Source organism: Bacillus sp. CH30_1T, from assembly GCF_008364765.1.
Taxonomy (GTDB): domain Bacteria; phylum Bacillota; class Bacilli; order Bacillales; family Bacillaceae_B; genus Rossellomorea.
Window position 1 is genome coordinate 206,540 of sequence record NZ_VTUY01000007.1, and the last position, 21,077, is coordinate 227,616.

General features: G+C 39.7%; 19 protein-coding genes. 4 read left to right on the forward strand and 15 right to left on the reverse strand.

Annotated elements, in window-relative coordinates; all coding sequences use genetic code 11:
- Positions 1 to 27 precede the first annotated feature (27 nt).
- Together F0342_RS16080 and F0342_RS16085 are read right to left on the reverse strand one after the other, a co-directional pair.
- A complete protein-coding gene (locus F0342_RS16080) occupies positions 28 to 1,284 on the reverse strand; it encodes a ribonuclease H-like domain-containing protein (protein ID WP_262481771.1) in 1,257 nt (418 codons plus the stop codon).
- A gap of 45 nt (positions 1,285 to 1,329) precedes the next feature.
- A complete protein-coding gene (locus tag F0342_RS16085) occupies positions 1,330 to 3,567 on the reverse strand; it encodes a DEAD/DEAH box helicase (RefSeq protein WP_395940696.1) in 2,238 nt (745 codons plus the stop codon).
- Between the two features lie 259 nt (positions 3,568 to 3,826).
- On the opposite strand from F0342_RS16085, the gene F0342_RS16090 reads away from it, so the two are divergent.
- On the forward strand, positions 3,827 to 4,270 hold the full coding sequence (locus tag F0342_RS16090) for an Hsp20/alpha crystallin family protein (RefSeq protein WP_149156894.1): 444 nt from the start codon (positions 3,827 to 3,829) through the stop codon (positions 4,268 to 4,270).
- A gap of 56 nt (positions 4,271 to 4,326) precedes the next feature.
- On the opposite strand, the gene F0342_RS16095 is transcribed toward F0342_RS16090, so the two are convergent.
- Positions 4,327 to 4,818, reverse strand: coding sequence for a YppG family protein (locus tag F0342_RS16095; protein WP_262481772.1), 492 nt, complete (start codon positions 4,816 to 4,818; stop codon positions 4,327 to 4,329).
- Between the two features lie 201 nt (positions 4,819 to 5,019).
- Between F0342_RS16095 and yppF the strand changes: the two genes are divergently transcribed.
- A complete protein-coding gene (yppF, locus tag F0342_RS16100; RefSeq protein WP_148969432.1) occupies positions 5,020 to 5,202 on the forward strand; it encodes a YppF family protein in 183 nt (60 codons plus the stop codon).
- A 28-nt stretch (positions 5,203 to 5,230) separates the two neighbouring features.
- Here yppF and F0342_RS16105 read toward each other — a convergent pair whose 3' ends face one another.
- The 3 genes from F0342_RS16105 to F0342_RS16115 all read right to left on the reverse strand — a co-directional run bounded on the left by F0342_RS16105 (position 5,231) and on the right by F0342_RS16115 (position 7,435).
- Positions 5,231 to 5,587: a YppE family protein gene (locus tag F0342_RS16105; RefSeq protein WP_149156895.1), complete on the reverse strand. Its 357-nt coding sequence runs from the start codon at positions 5,585 to 5,587 to the stop codon at positions 5,231 to 5,233.
- Positions 5,588 to 5,656: 69 nt separating this feature from the next.
- The gene (locus F0342_RS16110) at positions 5,657 to 5,908 is read right to left on the reverse strand and encodes a hypothetical protein (RefSeq protein WP_149156896.1); all 252 of its coding nucleotides are present in this window, start codon (positions 5,906 to 5,908) and stop codon (positions 5,657 to 5,659) included.
- A gap of 489 nt (positions 5,909 to 6,397) precedes the next feature.
- Positions 6,398 to 7,435, reverse strand: a complete 1,038-nt coding sequence (locus tag F0342_RS16115; protein ID WP_262481773.1) for a DUF2515 domain-containing protein — start codon at positions 7,433 to 7,435, stop codon at positions 6,398 to 6,400.
- A gap of 115 nt (positions 7,436 to 7,550) precedes the next feature.
- Here F0342_RS16115 and recU point away from each other — a divergent pair, with 115 nt between their 5' ends.
- Positions 7,551 to 8,159: a Holliday junction resolvase RecU gene (gene recU / locus F0342_RS16120; protein WP_149156897.1), complete on the forward strand. Its 609-nt coding sequence runs from the start codon at positions 7,551 to 7,553 to the stop codon at positions 8,157 to 8,159.
- 103 nt (positions 8,160 to 8,262) lie between these two features.
- Positions 8,263 to 10,962: a transglycosylase domain-containing protein gene (locus F0342_RS16125; RefSeq protein ID WP_149156898.1), complete on the forward strand. Its 2,700-nt coding sequence runs from the start codon at positions 8,263 to 8,265 to the stop codon at positions 10,960 to 10,962.
- Positions 10,963 to 10,998: 36 nt separating this feature from the next.
- Here F0342_RS16125 and F0342_RS25730 read toward each other — a convergent pair whose 3' ends face one another.
- The 9 genes from F0342_RS25730 to dinG form a co-directional block, all read right to left on the reverse strand.
- The gene (locus F0342_RS25730) at positions 10,999 to 11,514 is read right to left on the reverse strand and encodes a YpoC family protein (protein WP_395940694.1); all 516 of its coding nucleotides are present in this window, start codon (positions 11,512 to 11,514) and stop codon (positions 10,999 to 11,001) included.
- Positions 11,511 to 12,167, reverse strand: coding sequence for an endonuclease III (nth, locus tag F0342_RS16135; RefSeq protein ID WP_149156900.1), 657 nt, complete (start codon positions 12,165 to 12,167; stop codon positions 11,511 to 11,513). Before nth ends, F0342_RS25730 begins: the two co-directional genes overlap by 4 nt.
- Before the next feature lie 101 nt (positions 12,168 to 12,268).
- Positions 12,269 to 12,979, reverse strand: a complete 711-nt coding sequence (locus tag F0342_RS16140) for a DnaD domain-containing protein (RefSeq protein WP_149156901.1) — start codon at positions 12,977 to 12,979, stop codon at positions 12,269 to 12,271.
- An 847-nt stretch (positions 12,980 to 13,826) separates the two neighbouring features.
- Positions 13,827 to 15,119 (reverse strand): asparagine--tRNA ligase, encoded by a 1,293-nt coding sequence (gene asnS / locus F0342_RS16145; RefSeq protein ID WP_149156902.1) that lies wholly within the window; start codon positions 15,117 to 15,119, stop codon positions 13,827 to 13,829.
- A gap of 146 nt (positions 15,120 to 15,265) precedes the next feature.
- Entirely contained in the window at positions 15,266 to 16,456 is a 1,191-nt protein-coding gene (locus F0342_RS16150; protein ID WP_149156903.1) for a pyridoxal phosphate-dependent aminotransferase, read from the reverse strand.
- Between the two features lie 23 nt (positions 16,457 to 16,479).
- Positions 16,480 to 16,956, reverse strand: coding sequence for a cell wall elongation regulator TseB-like domain-containing protein (locus tag F0342_RS16155; protein ID WP_149156904.1), 477 nt, complete (start codon positions 16,954 to 16,956; stop codon positions 16,480 to 16,482).
- Positions 16,957 to 16,968: 12 nt separating this feature from the next.
- Positions 16,969 to 17,139, reverse strand: a complete 171-nt coding sequence (locus F0342_RS16160; RefSeq protein ID WP_082051082.1) for a YpmA family protein — start codon at positions 17,137 to 17,139, stop codon at positions 16,969 to 16,971.
- A gap of 214 nt (positions 17,140 to 17,353) precedes the next feature.
- The gene (locus F0342_RS16165) at positions 17,354 to 18,199 is read right to left on the reverse strand and encodes an MBL fold metallo-hydrolase (RefSeq protein ID WP_149156905.1); all 846 of its coding nucleotides are present in this window, start codon (positions 18,197 to 18,199) and stop codon (positions 17,354 to 17,356) included.
- 76 nt (positions 18,200 to 18,275) lie between these two features.
- Entirely contained in the window at positions 18,276 to 21,077 is a 2,802-nt protein-coding gene (gene dinG / locus F0342_RS16170) for an ATP-dependent DNA helicase DinG (RefSeq protein WP_149156906.1), read from the reverse strand.

A 21,077-nucleotide genomic window follows, 5' to 3' on the forward strand; every position in this document is an offset into this window, starting at 1 on the left:
TAGTATAATTTATAAAAATTTGTGTATCTAGGATGGATGATCTGTATGCTTATTCAATTTTCTTGTTAAACGGCTCTTTCGATGATGAAGTTTCCCTATAAAGACCTCGTGCTTTTGACTGTTTGCTTCCTCAGTTTCAATCAGCAGTGATTCGAGTTGCTCACATCTTGCTAATGCTAATCGGAAATCTTTCGTTTTGTGCTCATACAATTTAGCCAGTTCCAACAATACGACTTTTCTAATGGAAACAGGGGCATCTTTCCACATTCGTTCCCATAACTCTATCGCCTTCCAATCTTCTTTGTCTTTCTTGTATTGAAGAGCGAGGAGGTGCATCGCCTCATAATTTGTTCTGTCATCCTCTCTAATAATCTCTTGGTAGCGTTCTTTTGCAATCTCTCTGTTACCCGTGTATTCAAGCCATCTTCCGACCTCGAAACGCTCATGGTCAGTTGCTTTCTTATGGACATTCAAAAGTTGAAACGTTAAATGTGTATAGAGAGTGATCAATGACAATATATCCAGCTCATTATGGGTCATAACCTTGAATATACCTTCAGGATCCTTACGCTCGATATAATCAAAATAAATCATAGGAGCTAAATATCCTGGAACATCGTCTACTCTATTAAATCCAAGAATCTTTCGCTCTACGTTTATTAATTTTACTGACTCTAACTTGTGCTTGAAGAGTCTTCTGGATCCGTGATAAAGGTCAAAATGCCCAAATGCAGGCAATTTGGGCACATGATCTTTAATGAGTGTATGCCTTGTCTTTACTTGAGGCCAATCAAATGCTTTTCCGTTATATGTCACGAGTGTATTATAATCCACATGGCTTAAAAAACTGTGATAGAGAGGTATTTCACTCCCCGGTTGAGGCAAAAAATGCTGGGTCACAATCACCTCTGTTTCTGTCACCCTCCCATGCCCTAATAAAAAGATTGTATTTCCAACCCCCCCACCTAAGCCGGTGGTTTCCGTATCAAAGAAAAACATTTGTTCATGAGTATGCTCTTTAGAAGACAAGGGATGAACACCTGCAAAGTCTTGCCAAGCATCCACCGCGCTAATAAAATCTCTAAACGTGTAGTCCCCATGCCGATGATCGATTGGATATCGCTTCTCCCTCACCAGACAAAAATCACCGTCAATATCGTACACAGTGGCACCATTTTGTTTCCATAGATCAAGAAATGGCAAGTCTGCCGCTTCCTGCTCTAAAATGGGAGGCTGACTTTTCTTCTCTTCAGCGTCTTCTTCTCTAATGAGATGTTTTTTCATTCTAGATAATTTATTTTTAAGTGACATTTTGATTCCCCCCTTCTTTTAATGAAGGAAAAGATGAAGAAGCTTTAATGTATCCACTTTGGCTGTGTCCAGTGAATGATCCGTTCCAATACATGATGGACAACCAGCTTTACACGGACATCGCTCTATCATTGCAAATGTCTCAAGCAGTATTTTCTCCATCTGTTCATACACCTTTTCACTTAACCCGATTCCCCCAGGGTATCGATCGTAGATAAAGATCGTAGGCTGTTCATTGTGTGCTGCTTTTATTTGTGGTACCACAAAAATATCACTGGGGTCGCACATCACAAATAAAGGAATAATCGATTTCAAGCTTTGTGCCGCCCCAATTAGGCCTTCTTCCAAACGCTCCTGACTAAAAGAAGCAGCGTCTCTTAAAGAAATCCAGCTTGAGCTCGTATGCAGTTCTTCTTCAGGAAGATGGATGGGACCCGATCCAATATTTTCGTGGGTATCAAATTTAATTTTCTTGAATATTGTTGCCATTGCTTGAACAGTTACGTCTCCATAAGCTACGTCATATCTTTCCCCCGTTCGAATCTTGTCTGTTTCGAGTACTCTTAATTGTACAGCCAGATTGGCATCGGTGAAATAATCCACGTCCACTTCCCTTACATACGCTTTCTTTTCTTCCCAATCCAGTTCCTCTACTTGAAATTGAACTCCTTGATGTAAATAAATCGCTTCATCATGCAATAAGGTCATAGCTGAGAAACGATCCATTTCCCCTATTACTTGCACGGCTGAGATGTCTGTTTGATCAATAATAATGACATTTTCCTGGGAAGCTGAACGAAGGCTAATGTTATGAGCAGGAAACACATCATTCATCCAATACCATTTTTCACCGTTCTTATGCACCACACGCTCTTCCACTAAAAATTCTAAAATATCATCAATGTAGTGCCTGCCAAATTGTTCCCCTTCCTTAAAGGGGAGCTCATAGGCAGCGCACTTAATATGATCAATGAGAATAATCAAATTATCAGGGTTGATTCTCGCCGTTTCAGGCGTTTGCTCGAAGAAGTAATCCGGATGCTCAATAATGAACTGATCTAAAGGGCTTGAACTTGCTACCATGATGACAAGAGATTCCCCATGTCTTCTGCCGGCTCTTCCAGCTTGCTGCCAGGCACTTGCGATCGTGCCGGGATAGCCGGTCATGATGCACACTTGTAATTGACCGATATCTACCCCTAATTCAAGAGCGTTCGTACTGACAACTCCGTAGATTTCACCAGATCGCAAGCCTTTTTCAATCTCCCGGCGTTGAGTCGGCAGATATCCTCCCCTGTATCCTTTGATTGATTTCGTTCCTAATTGACTCTTCACTAATTCTTGTAAGTAGGTAAGGATAATTTCCACCCTTACCCTGCTTCTGGCGAATATGATCGTTTGCACCTTATTCTTCAATAATTCACCAGCAATTCTCCTGACCTCCAGGGTCGCACTCCTGCGTATGTTCAACGGTTTATTTACAATGGGGGGATTATAGAATACGAAATGCTTTTTGGCACTTGGTGCACCGTTATTATCTATCAAATTCATTTCATTACCTGTTAAATGCTCTGCCAGTTCTTTCGGGTTTGCAATGGTTGCCGATGTACAGATAAAAATGGGAGAAGCTCCATAAAACTCGCAAATTCGTTTCAATCTCCTTACCACATTGCTTACATGGGAACCAAAAACTCCCCTATATATATGAAGTTCATCAATTATTACGTATTTAAGATTCTCAAAAAGAGACACCCACTTTGTATGGTGAGGAAGGATGGCTGAGTGGAGCATATCAGGATTCGTTATGACGATATGCCCAGCTTTCCTTACTTTTTGCCGGATATTGGCGGAAGTATCTCCATCATATGTATAGCTATTAATAGAAGCTTCTGCTTCTGAGATGATTTCGTTCAACTCACTTTTCTGATCTTGTGCGAGAGCTTTAGTTGGAAAAATATATAACGCCCGTGCATCCGGGTTGTCCATGATCGTTTGTAATACGGGAAGATTATAACAAAGAGTCTTTCCCGAGGCTGTAGGAGTTACCGCGGTAAAGCTCTTTCCTTCCATTGCAAGCTTAAAAGCGGAATGTTGATGGGTATAAAGCTTTTCGATGCCTCTTATTTGCAGCGCATTTTTTATTTTTCCATTTATCTCCAGTGGCAGATCTACCAATTGAGCAGTTTTTTCATCTATGGTATGCCAGTGAACAATCTGTTTATTAAAATCATCGTCTTTTTTAAAATGTTCAATCAACTGTTGAAGATTGTTTTTCTTAAACACAGATATCACCTCTTCTACCCATTTTACCGAATCTATGTTCGAAACTAAAGAAAAAAAACCAGGATATCTTTTCCTCAATTATCTAATTTGAATGAAAGGAGCCTAAATGAGGAAGGCTTGGATTCTTTGCACTTGTTCATAACCGGTTTATATGGATGTATAGGACAAATGCACATATTCAGCAAGCATTCATACACTAGTATGAATACTTTTGCGTGAAAGGAGCATACCCATGTCGAACGAGAAAAAAGGTTTTGGTGATCTGATGCATTCCATGAACGAGTTTTTTCATGAAAGACCTATGAAAGGAATGCTTCAAAGCATTGATGAATTTTTCACATCATCATCTAACCCATTTGGTTCTTTCCCGGTTGAATTAACTGAAACAGACAATTATTATATCGTGACTGCACAACTCCCAGGTATTAAGAAAGAGCAGATTCAACTTGATGTATTCCCTCAGTACATTACGATTTCTGTAACCAATAAAGAAGAGTTCTCCGAGGAAAATGATCAAAATCAAATGATAAGAAGAAAGCAATCCATGAAAAAAAGCAGCAGGACCATTCCATTTCCAAGGGTGGTTAATGAAAAGAATGTGAAAGCTTCTCATAAAGACGGATTGCTGACTGTAAGGGTAGACAAAGTATCTGGTAAACGAATACCTATAGAATAAGTTTCCTATTACCATTAAAAAAAGGGGCTGCCGAGTCGCAGCCCCTTTTTGTTATTCTATAGACTAAATATCCCACCCAAGCCTTTTACCAAAGAGGAAACTTGATTAATTGCCCCCATCATTTGTCCTGTAGTATTCATCATTTTATTAAAATCTAAAGACCCATCCTGTGACTTGAATGAATTCATGATCGAACTTACTCCTCCAGACTGAGGTTTAGCCATGAATGAGGCTTTCGGATATGGATTAGCATAAGCCTGTTGCTCCATTGCTTTCATTTGGTACGGATTGTATTCTTTCTGTTGTAGAGGATTTTCAAAATAAGGATTCATTTGCTGCTGGTTCATCTGTTGATATTGGTTCATTTGAAACCCCGGTGCAGGAAATTGGACTTCAGGTCGAGGATAATAATTAGGTTGAAAATATCCATATTCTGGAGGTCGCATACCCTGTCCTTGATAGTTCATCAATGGTCCCATATACGTTGTTTGCGAATGATAATTTGGATGATAGTTACGCATCTGTCTCGAATGAAGTAAAGAATTCATACTTAGCCCCCTTACTTTATACTGGTTACTATACTTTATGTTTTAACTGGATAATTGGTGAAAGAACCCATAAAGATATTTCGACAAATACAAGAAGAATGTCGGAAGTTACACTATTCTTACAACTTAAAGAAAGGGTATTCTATGATACGATAAATGTAGATGCTACACAATGAAATATAAGTATTGGGAGGAATCAAGATGAACCTGAGTGAACTGCTGAAGAGATACGAAAGTAGTAAACATTATCAAGCAACGGATCAACAAGAACTTCTTACAATGGCCAAAAAACTTTATATTTCTAATGAGATTTCATTGCATCATTATAAAGAGCTGTCGAAGCAAATCAATACAATAGAAGAAAAAGCAATTTCAACTCCATAATATAAAGAGGCTGCCGATCGGCAGCCTCTTATTTTTCATTCAATTCATCCAACTGGGTTTGGAGTACATATGAGACAGATTGATAATGACTGATGAACCGATTGTAACTGGACTCTGGAAAGAAACAGTGAACCGATAGCATTTCAATATTATCGAACGTGTTTAAAATTTGAGGGAAGTGAAGGTGTTTTGGCCTTTGTTCCATGATCCAAATTAAGGACAATTCTTTCCAAACATCATTCTCCGCTTTTACTTTATCGGCAAAAGGTTTCACTTCGGTGTAAAAGTCTCCTTTTTCACCTGACTCACGTCTACCTTTATATTCCTTCAACATTTGCTCAACAAGGTCGATGAGTTCCCCTGTTACTTGCATCAACTCTTTCAAAAAAAACCCTCCGTAAAAATGTAGACAAAAATAAAAAGTAGCAGAACGCTACTTTCTTATAAATCAAGTTTAAGACGTCTTATAGGATAATTCAAGTTTTTGTAAGACAAAGGACTTTTTATTTTTCAAAAGTACGGTTTTAGATTCCGCTTTTCTCTCAACTGAGCTCAATTTACTGTCGATTTTCTGTATCTGGTTCGTTAACGAATTCATTCCTTCTTGCTCTTCAACTGAGATTCGATCATGCAGACTTTGTTCTAATTGGTTCAAACTTTCTTCAATTTCAGCTAATTTCAACATAATATCTTGTTTTGGAAGCATTGTGAATCCTCCCACCTTTTTTTTGGATTAATACTGTAATTCTCTCTTTATGACCCGTTCCCTTCCCCCCTGACAAAACTAGAAGCGTTTCGCCAAAGAAAGTGTTAAAAGGACATTCCGTTAATTGTGTTTCGACACTTACTGAATAAAAGGAGTGGAAACTAGAAAATAATATAGGTGGAGGTGTTACCCAATGAAAAATCAGAAAAACAATCAAAACAAACAGCAAACTACAAATTCAGCCCAGACCAAAGCCTCAAAAGGCAACCCTAAACTAGAAGGCGAAAACCGTCCAGCGACATAAGAAAGCGGAGGCGGCTCGTACAGACCCGACAAGCATAAGGCGAACCACCCGGAAAGGCGCTCTTTGCCTTTTTGGGTGGTTTGACTTATGACCTCGAGGGTCTAGCCGCCGGAGCTGGACTAATAAGAAAGCGGAGGCGGCTCGTTAAGGTCCGACAAGCATGACAAGAAGAGACCAACACTATTTTAAAGTGTTGGTCTCTTCTTCCTCCTATCCCTCTTCCAGATCTTTTTTATCGCCTCTTTTACATTCGCCATCTTCTCTAGCTGCCTTTGCTTATGAAAAAACCATTCTGTTAATTCGATTCCACGGAAAAGTTCCTGCTCTTTGTACCAATCCTTACTAATTTTCTTTTTATTCGACCAGTCCGTATGAGACTTCCAATGATGTGGAACATCGTCATAAGCTTGATGGAGCATAGGTGTACTCGTATGTGGGACTCCTTTACAGAACTGCTCGTAGTCCATTCTGGATCCTGTATGTTCTACTTGTAAAGCAAAGTTCAAAATGGAGGAATGATAATCAGGATGAAATAAAATCGAAAATAATCGATTTCCTAAAAGGATTCTGTTTTCAATTTTTCTGAAGCCATGAACACTCGCACCTAAAAGTTCCCCCATTAATGTCGGAAACAGAACGGAACTGAAATGAAGATGATCTTCTATGAAGAATAGAGATGAACCAAACACCCTCTTCTTATATACCTCATGTTCAATGACTGGTTCTTGAATGAGGTGTTGCTCATTTATTATAAGAGAATGGACTAACCTGCGATCATCTCTCTCCACCCAGTAACGATTCCACTCCTCTTCCATGAAGCTTGAAATATGAAATTCTTTAAACAAATGAAACATTTTCTTTTTATACCTCGTCGAATAATGATAGAGAAGGAGTTGAGAAAAGGCATCCTGAAAAATGCTCCAGTTCGCTCTTTCATATGTCATAAATAGATCATCACGAATAGCCGGATGTAATAAGCGCGTGAAGATATCACCTTTAAGGTCGGTCATATTCCAGCCGGCATTTCTTGATACCATCGAAGCCAGGAAAGACCATTTAATTTCAGGATGAAGAAGGAAGAATTTTTGATAAGCCATCGTTCTTGATATATTATCTTGATTATGCAGATTCACTAGATGGTTGATTTGATGAATCCACTCATTTATACGTTTAGGTTCAGGTATATAGGGTAAAAAGCGATAAGTATTGCTCATTTCGTCCATCCTTATTATCCCCCTCCCTCCTTTAGGCATAGATTGAGGAGATTTGTAAACAATTATTCACACAAATTGGAGTGGTATCTGTTATGATATAGATTAGTCTGCGAGGTGAATTACCATGAAATTCCATTATCCCAACGGTAAGAAATATGTGGAAGCGTCATTACCCTCAAAAAAAGAGAAGGCAAAACCGAAACAACTATCCTATAGCAACAGAGGTATGACCCTTGAAGAAGACATTAACGAAACGAACCAATATTATTTAACGTTTCATAAAGCAGTCATTCACAAAAAACCGACTCCCGTTCAAATAGTGGATGTCCACTATCCATCGAGAAGTGCAGCCGTCATTAAGGAAGCATACTTTAAGCAGCCCTCCACGACGGATTATAATGGTGTGTACAACGGAAGATATATCGACTTTGAAGCGAAAGAAACAAAGAATAAAACGTCCTTTCCACTTCAAAATTTTCACGAGCATCAAATTCAGCATATGGAAAACGTCCATAATCAAGACGGCATTACCTTTGTACTAGTAAGGTTTTCTGCTTCCGAAGAAGTGTTCTTACTTCCCTACAAAGCTCTAAGGATTTATTGGGACCGCATGATAAATGGAGGAAGAAAATCAATCAAACGGGAAGAAATAGAGGAAAAAGGACTCACCATTCCTTTAGGACTGCATCCCAGGGTCGATTATTTAAAAATAGTACATCAGTTATATTTTTAGTTTACGAAAAATGAGTTAATCTATAATTTATCTCAATATCAGTAGTATATTTTAAATCTTAGACAATACTAAAAACACTGAAGATTGAAAGTGAGGAAACAATATGGCTGGTCAATATAAGTCAAGGGAAGAAAAGCGTCTGGCCCAACAAAAGTCAAAATCCACAAAGAGCAAGAAAAAGGGCTCTATGGTTAAACGCGTCATTATATCATTATTTATCATCGGTATTATCGGGATGCTTGCAGGTGCTGGATTATTTGCTTATTATGCTTCCAGTGCACCTAAGCTTGATGAAAAATTACTCAAAGATCCGATTGCATCAGAAATTTATGATATGAACGGGGAATTGATCACGACCGTTGGGAAAGAAAAACGGGAATACGCAAACTTCGATGACATCCCAGAGATAATGCAGGACGCTGTCCTTGCCACAGAAGACAATCGATTCTATAAGCATAACGGAATTGACTTGATTCGATTAGGGGGCGCTGTCATTGCCAATGTGACAGGAGGTTTCGGTTCAGAAGGAGCTTCGACGATTACCCAGCAAGTGATCAAGGGTTCTTTTTTAAGCCCTGAGAAAACATTAAAAAGAAAAGCTCAAGAAGCATGGCTGGCTCTTAAGCTTGAGCAGGAATATACAAAAGAAGAAATTTTTGAAATGTATTTCAATAAAGTGTATATGTCAGCTGGAATAAACGGAATGGCTACTGCTGCAGACTATTATTACGGTAAAGACATTAAAGACATTGAGCTTCATGAAGCAGCCCTGATTGCGGGACTGCCTCAAAGTCCAAACAACTATAACCCTTTTAAATACCCTGATAAGGCGGAAAAGCGACGAAATATCGTTCTTTCTTTAATGGAACAGCACGGTAAAATCACTGAAGAAGAAAAAAAAGAAGCACAGGCTATCCCGATCACTGAAGGATTGGTTTCAGCTGAAGAAGTCGAAAAGAAAAACGGAAACAAATATCCCGCGTTTGTAGATGCGGTTATTGATGAAGTACAAAAAATGGGTGACTATAACCTGTTTTCAGATGGTTTAAAGGTTTATACAACCGTTGATCCAAATGCTCAAAAACGTTTGGAAGAAATCTTAGCAGGTGAAAATACCAGCTTCAGTTATCCAGAGAATTCTGAAGAGCCAATGCAGGCCGGGGTAACCCTTATGGATACGAAAACAGGAGAAATCAGAGCGATTGGCGGCGGAAGAGAACAGGATCCAAACGTTCAGCGTGGATTTAACTTTGCAATCGATACAAAACGTCAACCTGGATCTACGATTAAGCCATTAATAGACTACGCACCTGCCATTGAGCATTTAAAATGGTCGACGTATCATATATTAAATGACGAGCCTTATAAATATTCTGATGGAACAGAACTCAACAACTATGATGGTCAATTCAAAGGGCCAATTACGATACGTGAGGGTCTCTGGGATTCCCGAAATATTACTGCCCTAAAAACGTTTCAGGAAGTCGGTCCAGAGAAAGCAGAGGAATTTGTAAATGATCTCGGATTAAAGTTCGATCATTACTATGAATCTGCTTCAATCGGGGGTGTGTCCCCTGGAGTAAACTCCGTACAAATGGCCGGAGCTTATGCCGCATTTGGTAATGAAGGTATTTACAACAAGCCACATACGGTTACAAAAGTGGTATTACGCGATGGTGAAACCGAGATTAAGAATGATAATAAACCAAAGCCTGCAATGAAGGAATATACAGCTTATATGATTTCTGATATGCTGCAGAGCGTCATCGACCATCCAAGAGGAACCGGCCTTTATGCCAAGGTACCAGGATTACCGATGGCCGGGAAATCAGGTACCACGAACTATACACAAGATGAACGCGAGAAATACGGAATTGCTAAAACAGGCGCACCTGATTCATGGTTCGTAGGCTATACCACAAACTACACAGCGGCGGTTTGGACTGGATATAAGACGCGTTCCATACCACTATCCCCTACGGACAGAAGGGTTTCCCAATACATCGTCAGTGACCTGATGAGCTATGTTCACGAAGGTGTTGACACACCTGATTTCAATAAGCCGGACAGCGTGGTTGAATCCAAGGTTGAATTAGGAAGCAATCCGGCTAGACTGCCAAGCGAATATACTCCAGATGACAGAGTGATTACTGAACTATTCGTCCGTGGAACGGAACCTTCCAAGGTTTCAAAAGAATTCGATAAGATTGATGCACCTTCAAATCTGAAAGGTAAATTCAATAAGAAGGAGCAAACCATCACTCTTGCATGGGACTATGGTAAAGAGAAGGACGTTCAGTTTGAAGTGGCGGTTTCGATAAATGGTGAAGCCAAACAAGTATTAACGACAACTGATAAGAAAGGATTAAATGTCGAAAACATTCAATCCCAAGGAACATTCACCTTTGAGGTTGTAGCAATATCAGGAGATCAGCGCAGTAATCCTGCAACGGTCAATGTTGATGTAAAAGCGACTGATGGTGAAGATGAAGAAAACCAAGATGATAATAACGATGAAAATCAAGATAACAATGGTAATGGGAACAATAATGGAAATAACAATGGTAACGGTCAAGGAAATGGGAATGAAGATGAATCAGGTGATGATGGTGAAGACACAGGTGGCGATGATGGCACTTCTCCTCCACCTGAAGGCGATGGGAATGGTGACGGAGGTACAGACGAGGGCACTGGTGATGGCACTGGTGATGGCACTGGGACTGGTGACGGCTCAGGTACTGGAGATGGTGCCACGAATAGTCCACCTGCTACTCAATCAGACTCCCGAAGAGAACAAGAATAAGGTAAAAGGCAACGAGAACATTTTCTCGTTGCCTTTTTAATTTTCTCCAGCTCGTTTTAAAACAAGGGATTTAGCATATTGTTTATGTTGTTCCTCGAATAGCTGAGATAACTGTATGAATGAATGGAAAAGGGTTGGATTGTTTCGAATAAATGACATTCTCTCCCCTGCGTTGACCGGTTTAATGGAAAGGTTGTCAATGGGAGCAATGTCAGAATTTAATATTACCGGCATTGAATTACTCCAGAATAAAAACATATAAACTTGCGCAATACTCTTTTTCATTAGGGGCAATGTATCCTTAGACCGTTTTTTAAATAACGTTTTAAGACACTCCTCCCCCTCTCTCCAGCTCTTAAGTATGATACCTATGAATAATTCATGATCTTCCCAGGGAAGCGAACCTGGAGCCACCTCATTGAAATAGAGAACTTCATAAGAGAAGAAAGGCTCATAAGGTATTATATGAGAAGCATCTATTCTAACTTTTGACTCAGGAAAGAAAAAAGGATCAATTAGTTGGAATGGAATACTCAAAGTCATTTCATTCATATCTTACCTTTTTTCTTTAGTCTCTTCTGACCTTCTCTGCATAAATCGACCAGCGGACAAACATCACATTGGGGTGATTGGGCTTTACAATGGTACCTTCCAAAGAAAATCAACCGGTGATGAGTTTCAGACCATTCTTCATTCGGGATTTTTTTCATCAACGTTTTCTCTACTTCTAATACACTATCTTTCCATCTGCAAATACCTAATCTCTTACTTACACGTTCGACATGGGTATCTACAGCAAGAGCGGGCACTCCAAATGCAACCGATACTACTACATTTGCTGTTTTCCTTCCTACGCCAGGCAACTTCACTAATTCTTCATGACTTTCAGGAACATTTCCTCCATGTTCTGTCAGGATGATCTCACATAGTTTACGAATATTTTTGGCTTTGTTTCTGTATAACCCGATGGAGCGTATATCCTGTTGAAGTTCTTCCAATGAAACACTCAGATAATCTTCAGGTTGCTTATATTTTTCAAATAAGCCTTTAGTGACTTTATTCACGAGGGCGTCAGTACATTGAGCCGATAGAAGGACCGCAATGACAAGCTCAAAAGGATTTTCATGACGCAGCTCACAGTGAGCGTCTGGAAACATCTCTCTCATTTCATCTAAGCAAATTTGTATTTGTTTTTTATTTAGCATGTACCCTAATACCTCCATCTTGTCTTATAAATCAACAAAATTTATCCAAAATAAAAATAGACCAACTCTCAAGCATTTGAGAGTCAGCCCCTTTTATCGTCCTATTGCTCAAGCCAATTATAAAATGGTACTGATTTTCGTTTAGGAGAAGCAGCAGAATCACTTGATGCTGCGGGGGTTTGACGAGAACGGAAGCGCTGGCTTTGGTTACGCGCATCTTCAATGGTCTTCACACCGTTTTTCTTCCATTCAAATAGAATTCGATCGATATACCTAAAATTCAGCTTGCCGGATATGACAGCTTCTCTTAATGCTGCTTTAATAATAATAGCATTATGATCATCCTGATCCAACCACATGGCCAGGCTTTCACATTCTAACGGAGAAAGCGGTCGACCAAATTCCTGTTCGAAAGTCGTGTAAATATCCGCTTCTTCTTCCATGGATTTTTCCATCTGCTTCATTTTAGAGTCCTGTATTACGAACTCAGCCATTTTCTCCCATAAAGGATTTAGAGAATACTTTTCAAACAGGATTCCATCAGGTGAAGATCCCTCTTCGATAGATAGAAACTGTTGTTGCATTAATTTTCTTAAAATAGATGAACAGTATTCAGTAGAAATACTCATAGGTTCTGAAAGCTCTTCTGGTGTAGGGAAATAGTTTCCCTTTTCCAGATGACCGTAAATTTGCAATAACAGTACAAACTCTGACTCATTTAAACCTAGGGTATTGTAATTTGATAATAATAATTGCGGAATGTTAAGTGTCCCCTCTTCGATCCAGGACACCATTAAACGTTTATAATCCATATTCGGCACACCTCACTCACTATTATATCATGGTTCAGTATATGTGGACATGGTTATGAATCAGAAGAAAGATGGAAATAAGAAAAGATGAGCCGACTTTTCAGGACCAACAAGCCTTTAAGGAACAGTAGGGGCAACTGTACATAAAATGCTGTTTTCACAAGGATATTGTTTTGTAACATACGATCTGCTAGAAGCTCTGTCAACAAGCTTGTGCTGGATGGTGAGGGGAACTGCTCCGCTTTCCGCGGAAGTTCGGCCGAGCCTCCTCAGCTTAGCCGAACGGGGTCTCGGCACGACCAAAATCCGCCGGAGTCTACGCAGTTCCCCTCACCATCTTTAAGAGATTTTCGTGACAGAGCTTTAAAGTGTAGAAACAATCTAATAAGACAATTTCTTATGCTACTTTGTAGATCGTTTGTTTTTGGAAACAAAGAATCAATAAATCTACAATAATTTGTGTTTTCTCTCCGTCATTTTGCAGTAAAAGTATGATGGGTCCACAGAGTGGATTGTAGCGGAAGGCACTTGACTCCTGCGGGAGATAGAGGAAAGGTCGAGACCCCACAGGGCAAAGCCCGGGGAGGCTCGACTTCCTCCCCGCAGAAAGGAAGTGCCTGGAGCGAAAAGGAACGGTCCCGTTTTCAAACTACCACTTATAATAAATTCACTTCTTTGGAGGTAAACAACCACCATCCCCCCGCGGAAAGTGAGCATACTATATCAGAAATGAATTCCTACTTTCATCTACCAAGTAGCCACAATCTCAACAAAAAAGAACCAAAATAAAAGAACAGGCGGGATTGCTTTTTAAGCAAACCAGCCGGTTCCTTGTACGATGTTTGTATTATGGATATAAACGGTTTAGTAGACGCGGGAATGGGATGGTTTCCCTTACGTGTTCTACTCCACTGATCCAAGCCACTGTTCTTTCAAGTCCAAGACCGAATCCTGAATGAGGAACAGATCCATATTCTCTTAATTCCAAGTACCACTTGTACGCATCTGTAGCAAGTTCGTGCTCTTCAATGCGACGTTTCATAAGTTCCGCATCGTGGATACGCTCTGAGCCACCGATAATCTCTCCATACCCTTCTGGTGCGATCAGGTCGGCACATAATACGACATCATCACGGTCTGGATCAGGTTGCATATAGAAAGGCTTCAACGAAGTCGGGTAATGCGTGATAAATACCGGCTTGTCGTAACTTTCAGCTATGGCTGTTTCATGTGGAGCTCCGAAATCGTCTCCCCACTCGATATCATCAAACCCTTTTTCATGCAATAACTTAACTGCATCATCATAAGTGATCCGCGGGAAAGGTGCTTTGATCTGCTCTAATTTAGATGTATCTCTTCCTAATCGGTCTAATTCAAGCTTGCAGTTTTCCAGAACCGACTGAACGATATAAGAAACATATTGCTCCTGTACTTCCAGGTTATCTTTAAAATCATAGAATGCCATTTCAGGCTCGATCATCCAGAATTCGATTAAATGACGACGGGTTTTCGATTTCTCCGCTCTGAAAGTCGGTCCGAAAGAGAATACTTTCCCTAACGCCATGGCTGCAGCTTCCATGTACAGCTGACCACTCTGAGAAAGATAAGCATCTTCTTCAAAATATTTAGTTGCAAATAACTCGGTCGTTCCTTCCGGCGCACTTCCAGTCAGAATGGGAGGATCTACTTTTACGAATCCTTCTTGATTAAAGAACTCATATGTTGCACGAATGATTTCGTTACGTACTTTCATCACGGCATGCTGTTTACGGGAACGAAGCCAAAGGTGACGGTGATCCATCAGGAATTCTGTCCCGTGTTCCTTCGGTGTAATTGGATAATCCACTGCTTCATGAATCACTTCAACGGTTTTCACTTGAAGTTCATATCCAAACGGTGAACGGGAATCTTCCGAAACCGTTCCTGTTACATATAGAGATGTTTCTTGAGTTAATGATTTTGCTTTTTGAAAGATTTCTTCTTCCACTTCACTTTTTACGACAACACCTTGAATGAATCCAGTTCCGTCACGAAGCTGAAGAAAGGCAATCTTTCCACTTGAACGTTTGTTGGCAAGCCAAGCACCAATGGTTACTTCTTCTCCTACAAACTTACTTACTTGAGATATAGTAGTTTTCACGATTTTTTCCCTCCAAAAAAACTTAAGACGCTTATGTATCGTTATTTATTATACATTTACCGTTATCCCGCCGCAATAGATTGAGCAAAACGAGATGATTTTAAGGAAAAAGCAGACCGAAACGAACACGGTCTGAAACCTTGTAATTATTTACTCTTCCTAACCACAAATTCATGCATTCTCTCAATTGCTTTTTCGAGTGCATCAAGACTTGTGGCATAAGAAAGACGGATATTATTGTCCGATCCGAAACCAGACCCAGGAATAACCGCTACCTTTGCTTCTTCCAACAGAGCTTTTGTAAATTCGTCGACATTGTTGTAGCCTGCTTTCTTGGCCGCTTCTGACACATTCGGGAACAGATAAAAAGCACCTTGAGGCTTCAAACAATGAAACCCTGGAATACTGTTCAATTTATCAAAGACAATGTTTAAGCGCTCTTCAAATGCCTGTCTCATTTCCTCTACAGGTTGTTGATCTCCTAAATAGGCAGCAACCGTCCCATATTGTGAAGTTGTCGTTGGGTTAGAGGTAGAATGACTGGCAAGGTTGGTCATTGCTTTAATGATTGTCTCGTTCCCTGCCGCATATCCAATTCTCCATCCCGTCATGGAATGAGATTTTGACACCCCGTTAATCACGATGGTTTGCTCTTTAAGTTCTGGAGACAATTCAGCAATAGACGTGTGTGAATTCCCGTCATATACAAGCTTTTCATAAATCTCGTCTGAAACGATCAGAATATCGTTCTCTAAGCATACTTCTCCAATCGCTTGTAACTCTTCGTGGGAGTATAGCATGCCTGTAGGGTTACTAGGTGTGTTAAGAATGACTGCTTTCGTTTTGGGCGTTATCGTCTCTTTTAACTGCTGTGGAGTGATTTTGTACTCATTCTCTTCTTTCCCTTCTACGATAATGGGAGTTCCTCCGGCAAGCTTCACTTGTTCAGGATAGCTGACCCAGTATGGAGTAGGAATGATGACTTCATCATTTTCGTTTAAAAGAACTTGAAACAATGTATAAAGGGCATGCTTTGCACCACTCGTCACGATGATCTCAGATGGTTTATACGTAAGTTTCTGATCTGTTTCAAACTTATGAATGATTGCTTCTTTTAATTTGGCCATACCACCAGATGGAGTATACTTTGTGTGACCCTCAGTCATGGAGGCATACGCAGCATTGATAATATGTTCAGGAGTATTAAAGTCAGGTTCACCTGCACCTAAAGCGATAACATCAATACCCTGAGACTTCATTTCCTTTGCTTTTGCAGTGATTGCCAAAGTCGTTGATGGTGTTAAAGCACTTACTCTGTCAGCTAACATAAATTTCATGGAAGTATTCCCCCTAGAGTTGATTATAAATTTTCAATTTTCCTCCACCATTCTCCAGTAGAAAACAGCAGGTAAAAATAGTTTAAATTGTCTTCTTGATCTAAATAGGTAATTTCCCATACTGGCCCGACAGATTCATATCCTAAACGGACCGATAATAATTCTTTCGGTTGCTTTTCATCATTTAGTTTATTGATTGCCTGTTCTTTTGAAATACCATCTGCCCATTTTTTCTCAATTATTTTCCCTTTTTTATTGGGTACCCAAGCCACGAGCTTCTCGTTTTGATCATCCTTGCCTGTCACTACAACATATGACTTAGAGCCGTTGTAAAAGCTTGTGTTTTCAACTTCAACAATAGCCGTTTCAGCTTTCACTCTATTTAGCGCCTTATCTGCCTGATTATCCAATGGGTTTCGGGAAACTTGATAAAGTACGACCGAAGCCGTTATCCCAAGGACGATGAACAATAGTGCGATAATCGTTATCCATTTTTTCATTACAATCACTCTTTATGTACGATATATTGTTAATACTGCTTGATTCTGATCTTCCGGATCTAAGGCTAAACCAAACATATAATCATCTTTTTTTAAGGTTCTATTTAATGTATCAACCACTTTATATAAGTTATCCGTATATTCGATACGAACGGTGGAAAGAATTTCAATTCGGCTCTCCATGGTATTCCTCCTTTTACCCGCTTACTTAAGATATTCCCGTATAAATTTCTACTCATGATGTCACTGCAATCCGCGACACTATGAGTAAGAAACGCTACACACATTATAACAACATTAATGGCTATTATGGTAGAGCGTATCTCAAAAACTATTCTAATCCACACTCAGTCAGGCTGACAACGTTGTCAGCCTGACTTAATTTTTTCTTACGGCATTAAGTTTTTCCGCCAACTTCTTTAAACACTCCATCTTCTTGATCAAAGGTAAGCACTTCGTAATTTCGCTTATTAAATTTGATGGCAATCAATCCATGTTGACCGGTTAAATACAGATCAATCCATGCCTCGTTGATGGCTTCGAGCATTTCACCATTAAGAAGCCTTTCCTTAGAACGGTATAGTAAAGCCGTTTGAGGATCGATATGCTTCAGGAGACTGTGGGACATATTTTCAGTTTTAGAGTGAAGAGGTATTTTTACAATATTTACGTTCTTTAGGGGTTTTGTAAGTAAAACCTCTTCAGAATGAGTTGATTGTGAGCTCAGCCACAAAAAGCGATGATGGAAGAAGGTAATGGAAAAGTCCAATCCTTCTCCTTTCTCATTCCCTTCATGCATCACATTTAATGCTAATTCTTTTGAAAGCGAGTATGACTGATCTTCTGTAATCGGTTGAATCGTAAAGGAACCTTTTTTCTGTATTGTTTCAGCCAGGGATTTACCCGTTATTATTTCTTTTATGGAGTACTTCTTACCAAGTTCAGTAATCATATCCTCATGCACTTCTCTTTTTTCCGTGAGGATGATTCCCATAATGTTGTCAATGTGCATTTGATTCAAATAATAATATAATTGTCTACTTTCCTGAAGGGGTCCTGTATTAATTAAATAATTTTTCCCGGAAGCTAAATGAAGAACTGCTACCTCCCCTTTTAAATCAGGAAGAAAACTAATCGCATACTCCTCTTGTGATACATTTAAATCCACCTGAGGCACTTTTATACCATAGGCATTTGAAATGACAAGGAAAAAAGTCAGCATTACCGAAAAGATCACTCTCATTTTCAATCCTCCAGTTTCACATCTACTCTTTAGATTGTGTTAAAGAGTAAAATTTATCACTGAAGTTTAATCTGTATTAGAGCCAATCTTCAATCCATGAAACCAAATCAAATAAATCGCCTTCTTTTACTTCCATTGAAGGAATCGACTGCAAGAATGCCTTACCATACCTTGTCGTCATCACTCTGCGGTCATATACAATCACGATTCCCCGATCACTGCTTCTTCTAATCAGCCTTCCTACCCCTTGCTTGAACCGAATAATCGCTTCGGGTAAAGAGTGAGAAGAAAACGGATTCTTCCCTTGAGACTTGAGGATATCTGATTTTGCCTGATTGACAGGCTCGTCAGGTGGAGAAAAAGGAAGTCTGACCATGGCAAGACAAGACAGGTCTTCTCCGGGAATGTCTACACCCTCCCAGAAACTACTCGTTCCAAATAAAATCGCCTTGTCAAATCGCTGGAAGTTCTTTGTCAGCCTTGTACGACTTCCTGAGGTGATTCCTTGTGCCATTAATACATATTCCTCTAATAAACCACTTTCTTTCATCAGCTCATACGTTTTCCTTAACATATCGTAAGACGTAAATAAGATGAGCATTCGCCCTTTCGTCGCTTGAGCCACTCCTATTAAATGCGAGCTTATTGCTTCAATATATTCTTCACTTTGGACTTGCTGAATTTCAGGGACGTCTGTCGGGACGAATAATCTAGAAACTTCATTGTAATCAAAAGGAGAAGTAAGCTGTAACTGTTTTACCCCCTTACCTATGAGTCCAATCTCGTTTAAGAAGTAATTGAAAGACCCGCTGACGGTCAGGGTAGCTGAAGTAAGGACGACACTTTTCTTTTTGGCAAAGATTTCATCTTGAAGATTACGATTGACGGTAACTGGTTGAGCTTGGATAGAAAGACTATTCGGTAATGATCTTGTATCTCCATCTAACCAGAGAACATGGTTGTTCATTTCTCTTAAAAAGACAGTTTGAAAATTCATTCTCAATTCTGCCCAATCCACTAAATAGCTGTAGAATTCTTCAATCAAGGCTTTTTCTTTATCTTGCAGCTTGATCTTCTTATCCTTGATTGTCTCCAGAACCTGCTGAAACTCTCTTTCCACATACTTCATTCCTGAAATAACCCGTTCCATGGACATGAGTACAGGTTGAAAGTAGCTGCTCCTCTTCATTTCGGCCGTAATTCTCAGCTGTATTTTTTGTACCCCGGTTCTCTTTTTGGCTTTCTTATAAAAGACGCTCGTTAACACTCCGATGGACTCTTCTAAATCAATGTAAAACTGACTAATGCGAGAATCCAATTCAAATGAGTGTGTATTCATTTGAACTGAATGGTTGGAAATAAGCTGATCAAGTCGATAGAACAACTGTTTTTGGTCCAGGGTTCCTAACTGGGAAGTACTAAACTTAATCGAGAGATAATCCATTACAACTCCAAGATGCTGTCTTGCTGACTTCTCCAGATGATGAGCCTCATCTATTACTAAGTAATCGTAAGGAGGAAGCATGCTGCTTTCCTTCACGATATCAGTCAGAAGCATTGAGTGATTTGTAATGATGATATCTGCTTCTTGAGCACTCTTTCTTGCGAAAAGATAGAAATCTTTCCCGACCCAGGGATCTTTCGTATGAGGTAAGTGCCAGCCGTCATGTTTTAGACGATTCCAGAACAACTGCCCCCCAGAAGTAAGGTTAAGTTCATCCATATCACCGGACTCTGTTCGTGTAAGCCATACCAGAATTTGCATCTTTGTCAGAACTACGTCATATTGAGACTCATCTTCTCTGAGAGACTGTTCAAACTTAAACAGGTTTATGTAATGATTTTTCCCTTTTAATAGTACGGTTCTGAATGGTGTTGGGCTTATTTTTTCTAATAATTTAATTTCTTTATGAAGTAATTGCTCTTGTAATTGGATGGTGTATGTACTGATGACCACCTTTTCATGAGAGCCCTTGGCAAATATAACCGCAGGCCATAAGTAGCCCAGTGACTTGCCAACCCCGGTTCCCGCTTCTATGACCACATGGCGGGATTCTTGAAAAGCATGTTGTATCTCATCCATCATCTCCATTTGCTGCTCTCTCTTCTCATAGAAGGGAACATATTGTGCCAAGTGTTCTTCTATATCGGGTTCAGCAACATGGAGTTCTTCAATAGGTAGAACTTCTTTCTTTGAAGCATTTTTCTTCCGAAGAGCCAGTCCTCGATACACCTCTAACTGTGGTGGGAGATCCTCTACGTGTTTTTGTTTCTCACTCACAATACTGTCAAACAATAAGGAAAGATCACTTTTCAAATGATGTGAAAGCTTGTGAAGATTTTCGAGTGTGACTAATGGGAGCTTGGACAATTCTTTAATAAAATAAAGAAGAATTTCGGCTGTCACATAGGCATCACTGTCTGCCTGGTGAGGCCTTACGTGGCTTAAATCCAAAGAATTGGATAATTCCGTCAGTTTAAAACTATCTGCTGATGGTAAGGCCACTTTAGCTAATTCTACTGTATCGAAGGCAGGACCCGTAAAAGGATTATAGCCTGCTTCTTCCAGTTCTGCTTGAAGGAATGATAGATCGAATTGAACGTTGTGAGCAACAAAAACGCCATGATCCAGAAGCTCAAGTATTTTCGGTGCAATTTCATGAAATTGTGGAGCGTCCTTGACCATTTCATCATTGATTCCCGTCAATTCCTCAATAAACGCAGGAATCGGTTTACCAGGCGACACAAATGATGTGTATTGGTCAATGATCTTTCCGCTTTCTATAATAACCGCTGATAGTTGGATGATTTTTTCTCCCTTTTTAGGAGAATTTCCTGTTGTTTCAAGATCGATAACAACGAGTTTAAATGGGTACAT

What these genes read in the sequence shown, in the direction of transcription:
- F0342_RS25730 (WP_395940694.1), bottom strand. Translation starts at nt 11,514, where the DNA reads ATGAATGAAATGACTTTGAGTATTCCATTCCAACTAATTGATCCTTTT.
- F0342_RS16080 (WP_262481771.1), bottom strand. Translation starts at nt 1,284, where the DNA reads ATGAAAAAACATCTCATTAGAGAAGAAGACGCTGAAGAGAAGAAAAGT.
- F0342_RS16125 (WP_149156898.1), top strand. Translation starts at nt 8,263, where the DNA reads ATGGCTGGTCAATATAAGTCAAGGGAAGAAAAGCGTCTGGCCCAACAA.
- recU (WP_149156897.1), top strand. Translation starts at nt 7,551, where the DNA reads ATGAAATTCCATTATCCCAACGGTAAGAAATATGTGGAAGCGTCATTA.
- nth (WP_149156900.1), bottom strand. Translation starts at nt 12,167, where the DNA reads ATGCTAAATAAAAAACAAATACAAATTTGCTTAGATGAAATGAGAGAG.
- F0342_RS16090 (WP_149156894.1), top strand. Translation starts at nt 3,827, where the DNA reads ATGTCGAACGAGAAAAAAGGTTTTGGTGATCTGATGCATTCCATGAAC.
- F0342_RS16115 (WP_262481773.1), bottom strand. Translation starts at nt 7,435, where the DNA reads ATGGACGAAATGAGCAATACTTATCGCTTTTTACCCTATATACCTGAA.
- F0342_RS16110 (WP_149156896.1), bottom strand. Translation starts at nt 5,908, where the DNA reads ATGCTTCCAAAACAAGATATTATGTTGAAATTAGCTGAAATTGAAGAA.
- F0342_RS16150 (WP_149156903.1), bottom strand. Translation starts at nt 16,456, where the DNA reads ATGAAATTTATGTTAGCTGACAGAGTAAGTGCTTTAACACCATCAACG.
- F0342_RS16155 (WP_149156904.1), bottom strand. Translation starts at nt 16,956, where the DNA reads ATGAAAAAATGGATAACGATTATCGCACTATTGTTCATCGTCCTTGGG.
- yppF (WP_148969432.1), top strand. Translation starts at nt 5,020, where the DNA reads ATGAACCTGAGTGAACTGCTGAAGAGATACGAAAGTAGTAAACATTAT.
- F0342_RS16165 (WP_149156905.1), bottom strand. Translation starts at nt 18,199, where the DNA reads ATGAGAGTGATCTTTTCGGTAATGCTGACTTTTTTCCTTGTCATTTCA.
- dinG (WP_149156906.1), bottom strand. Translation starts at nt 21,077, where the DNA reads ATGTACCCATTTAAACTCGTTGTTATCGATCTTGAAACAACAGGAAAT.
- F0342_RS16095 (WP_262481772.1), bottom strand. Translation starts at nt 4,818, where the DNA reads ATGAATTCTTTACTTCATTCGAGACAGATGCGTAACTATCATCCAAAT.
- F0342_RS16160 (WP_082051082.1), bottom strand. Translation starts at nt 17,139, where the DNA reads ATGGAGAGCCGAATTGAAATTCTTTCCACCGTTCGTATCGAATATACG.
- F0342_RS16140 (WP_149156901.1), bottom strand. Translation starts at nt 12,979, where the DNA reads ATGGATTATAAACGTTTAATGGTGTCCTGGATCGAAGAGGGGACACTT.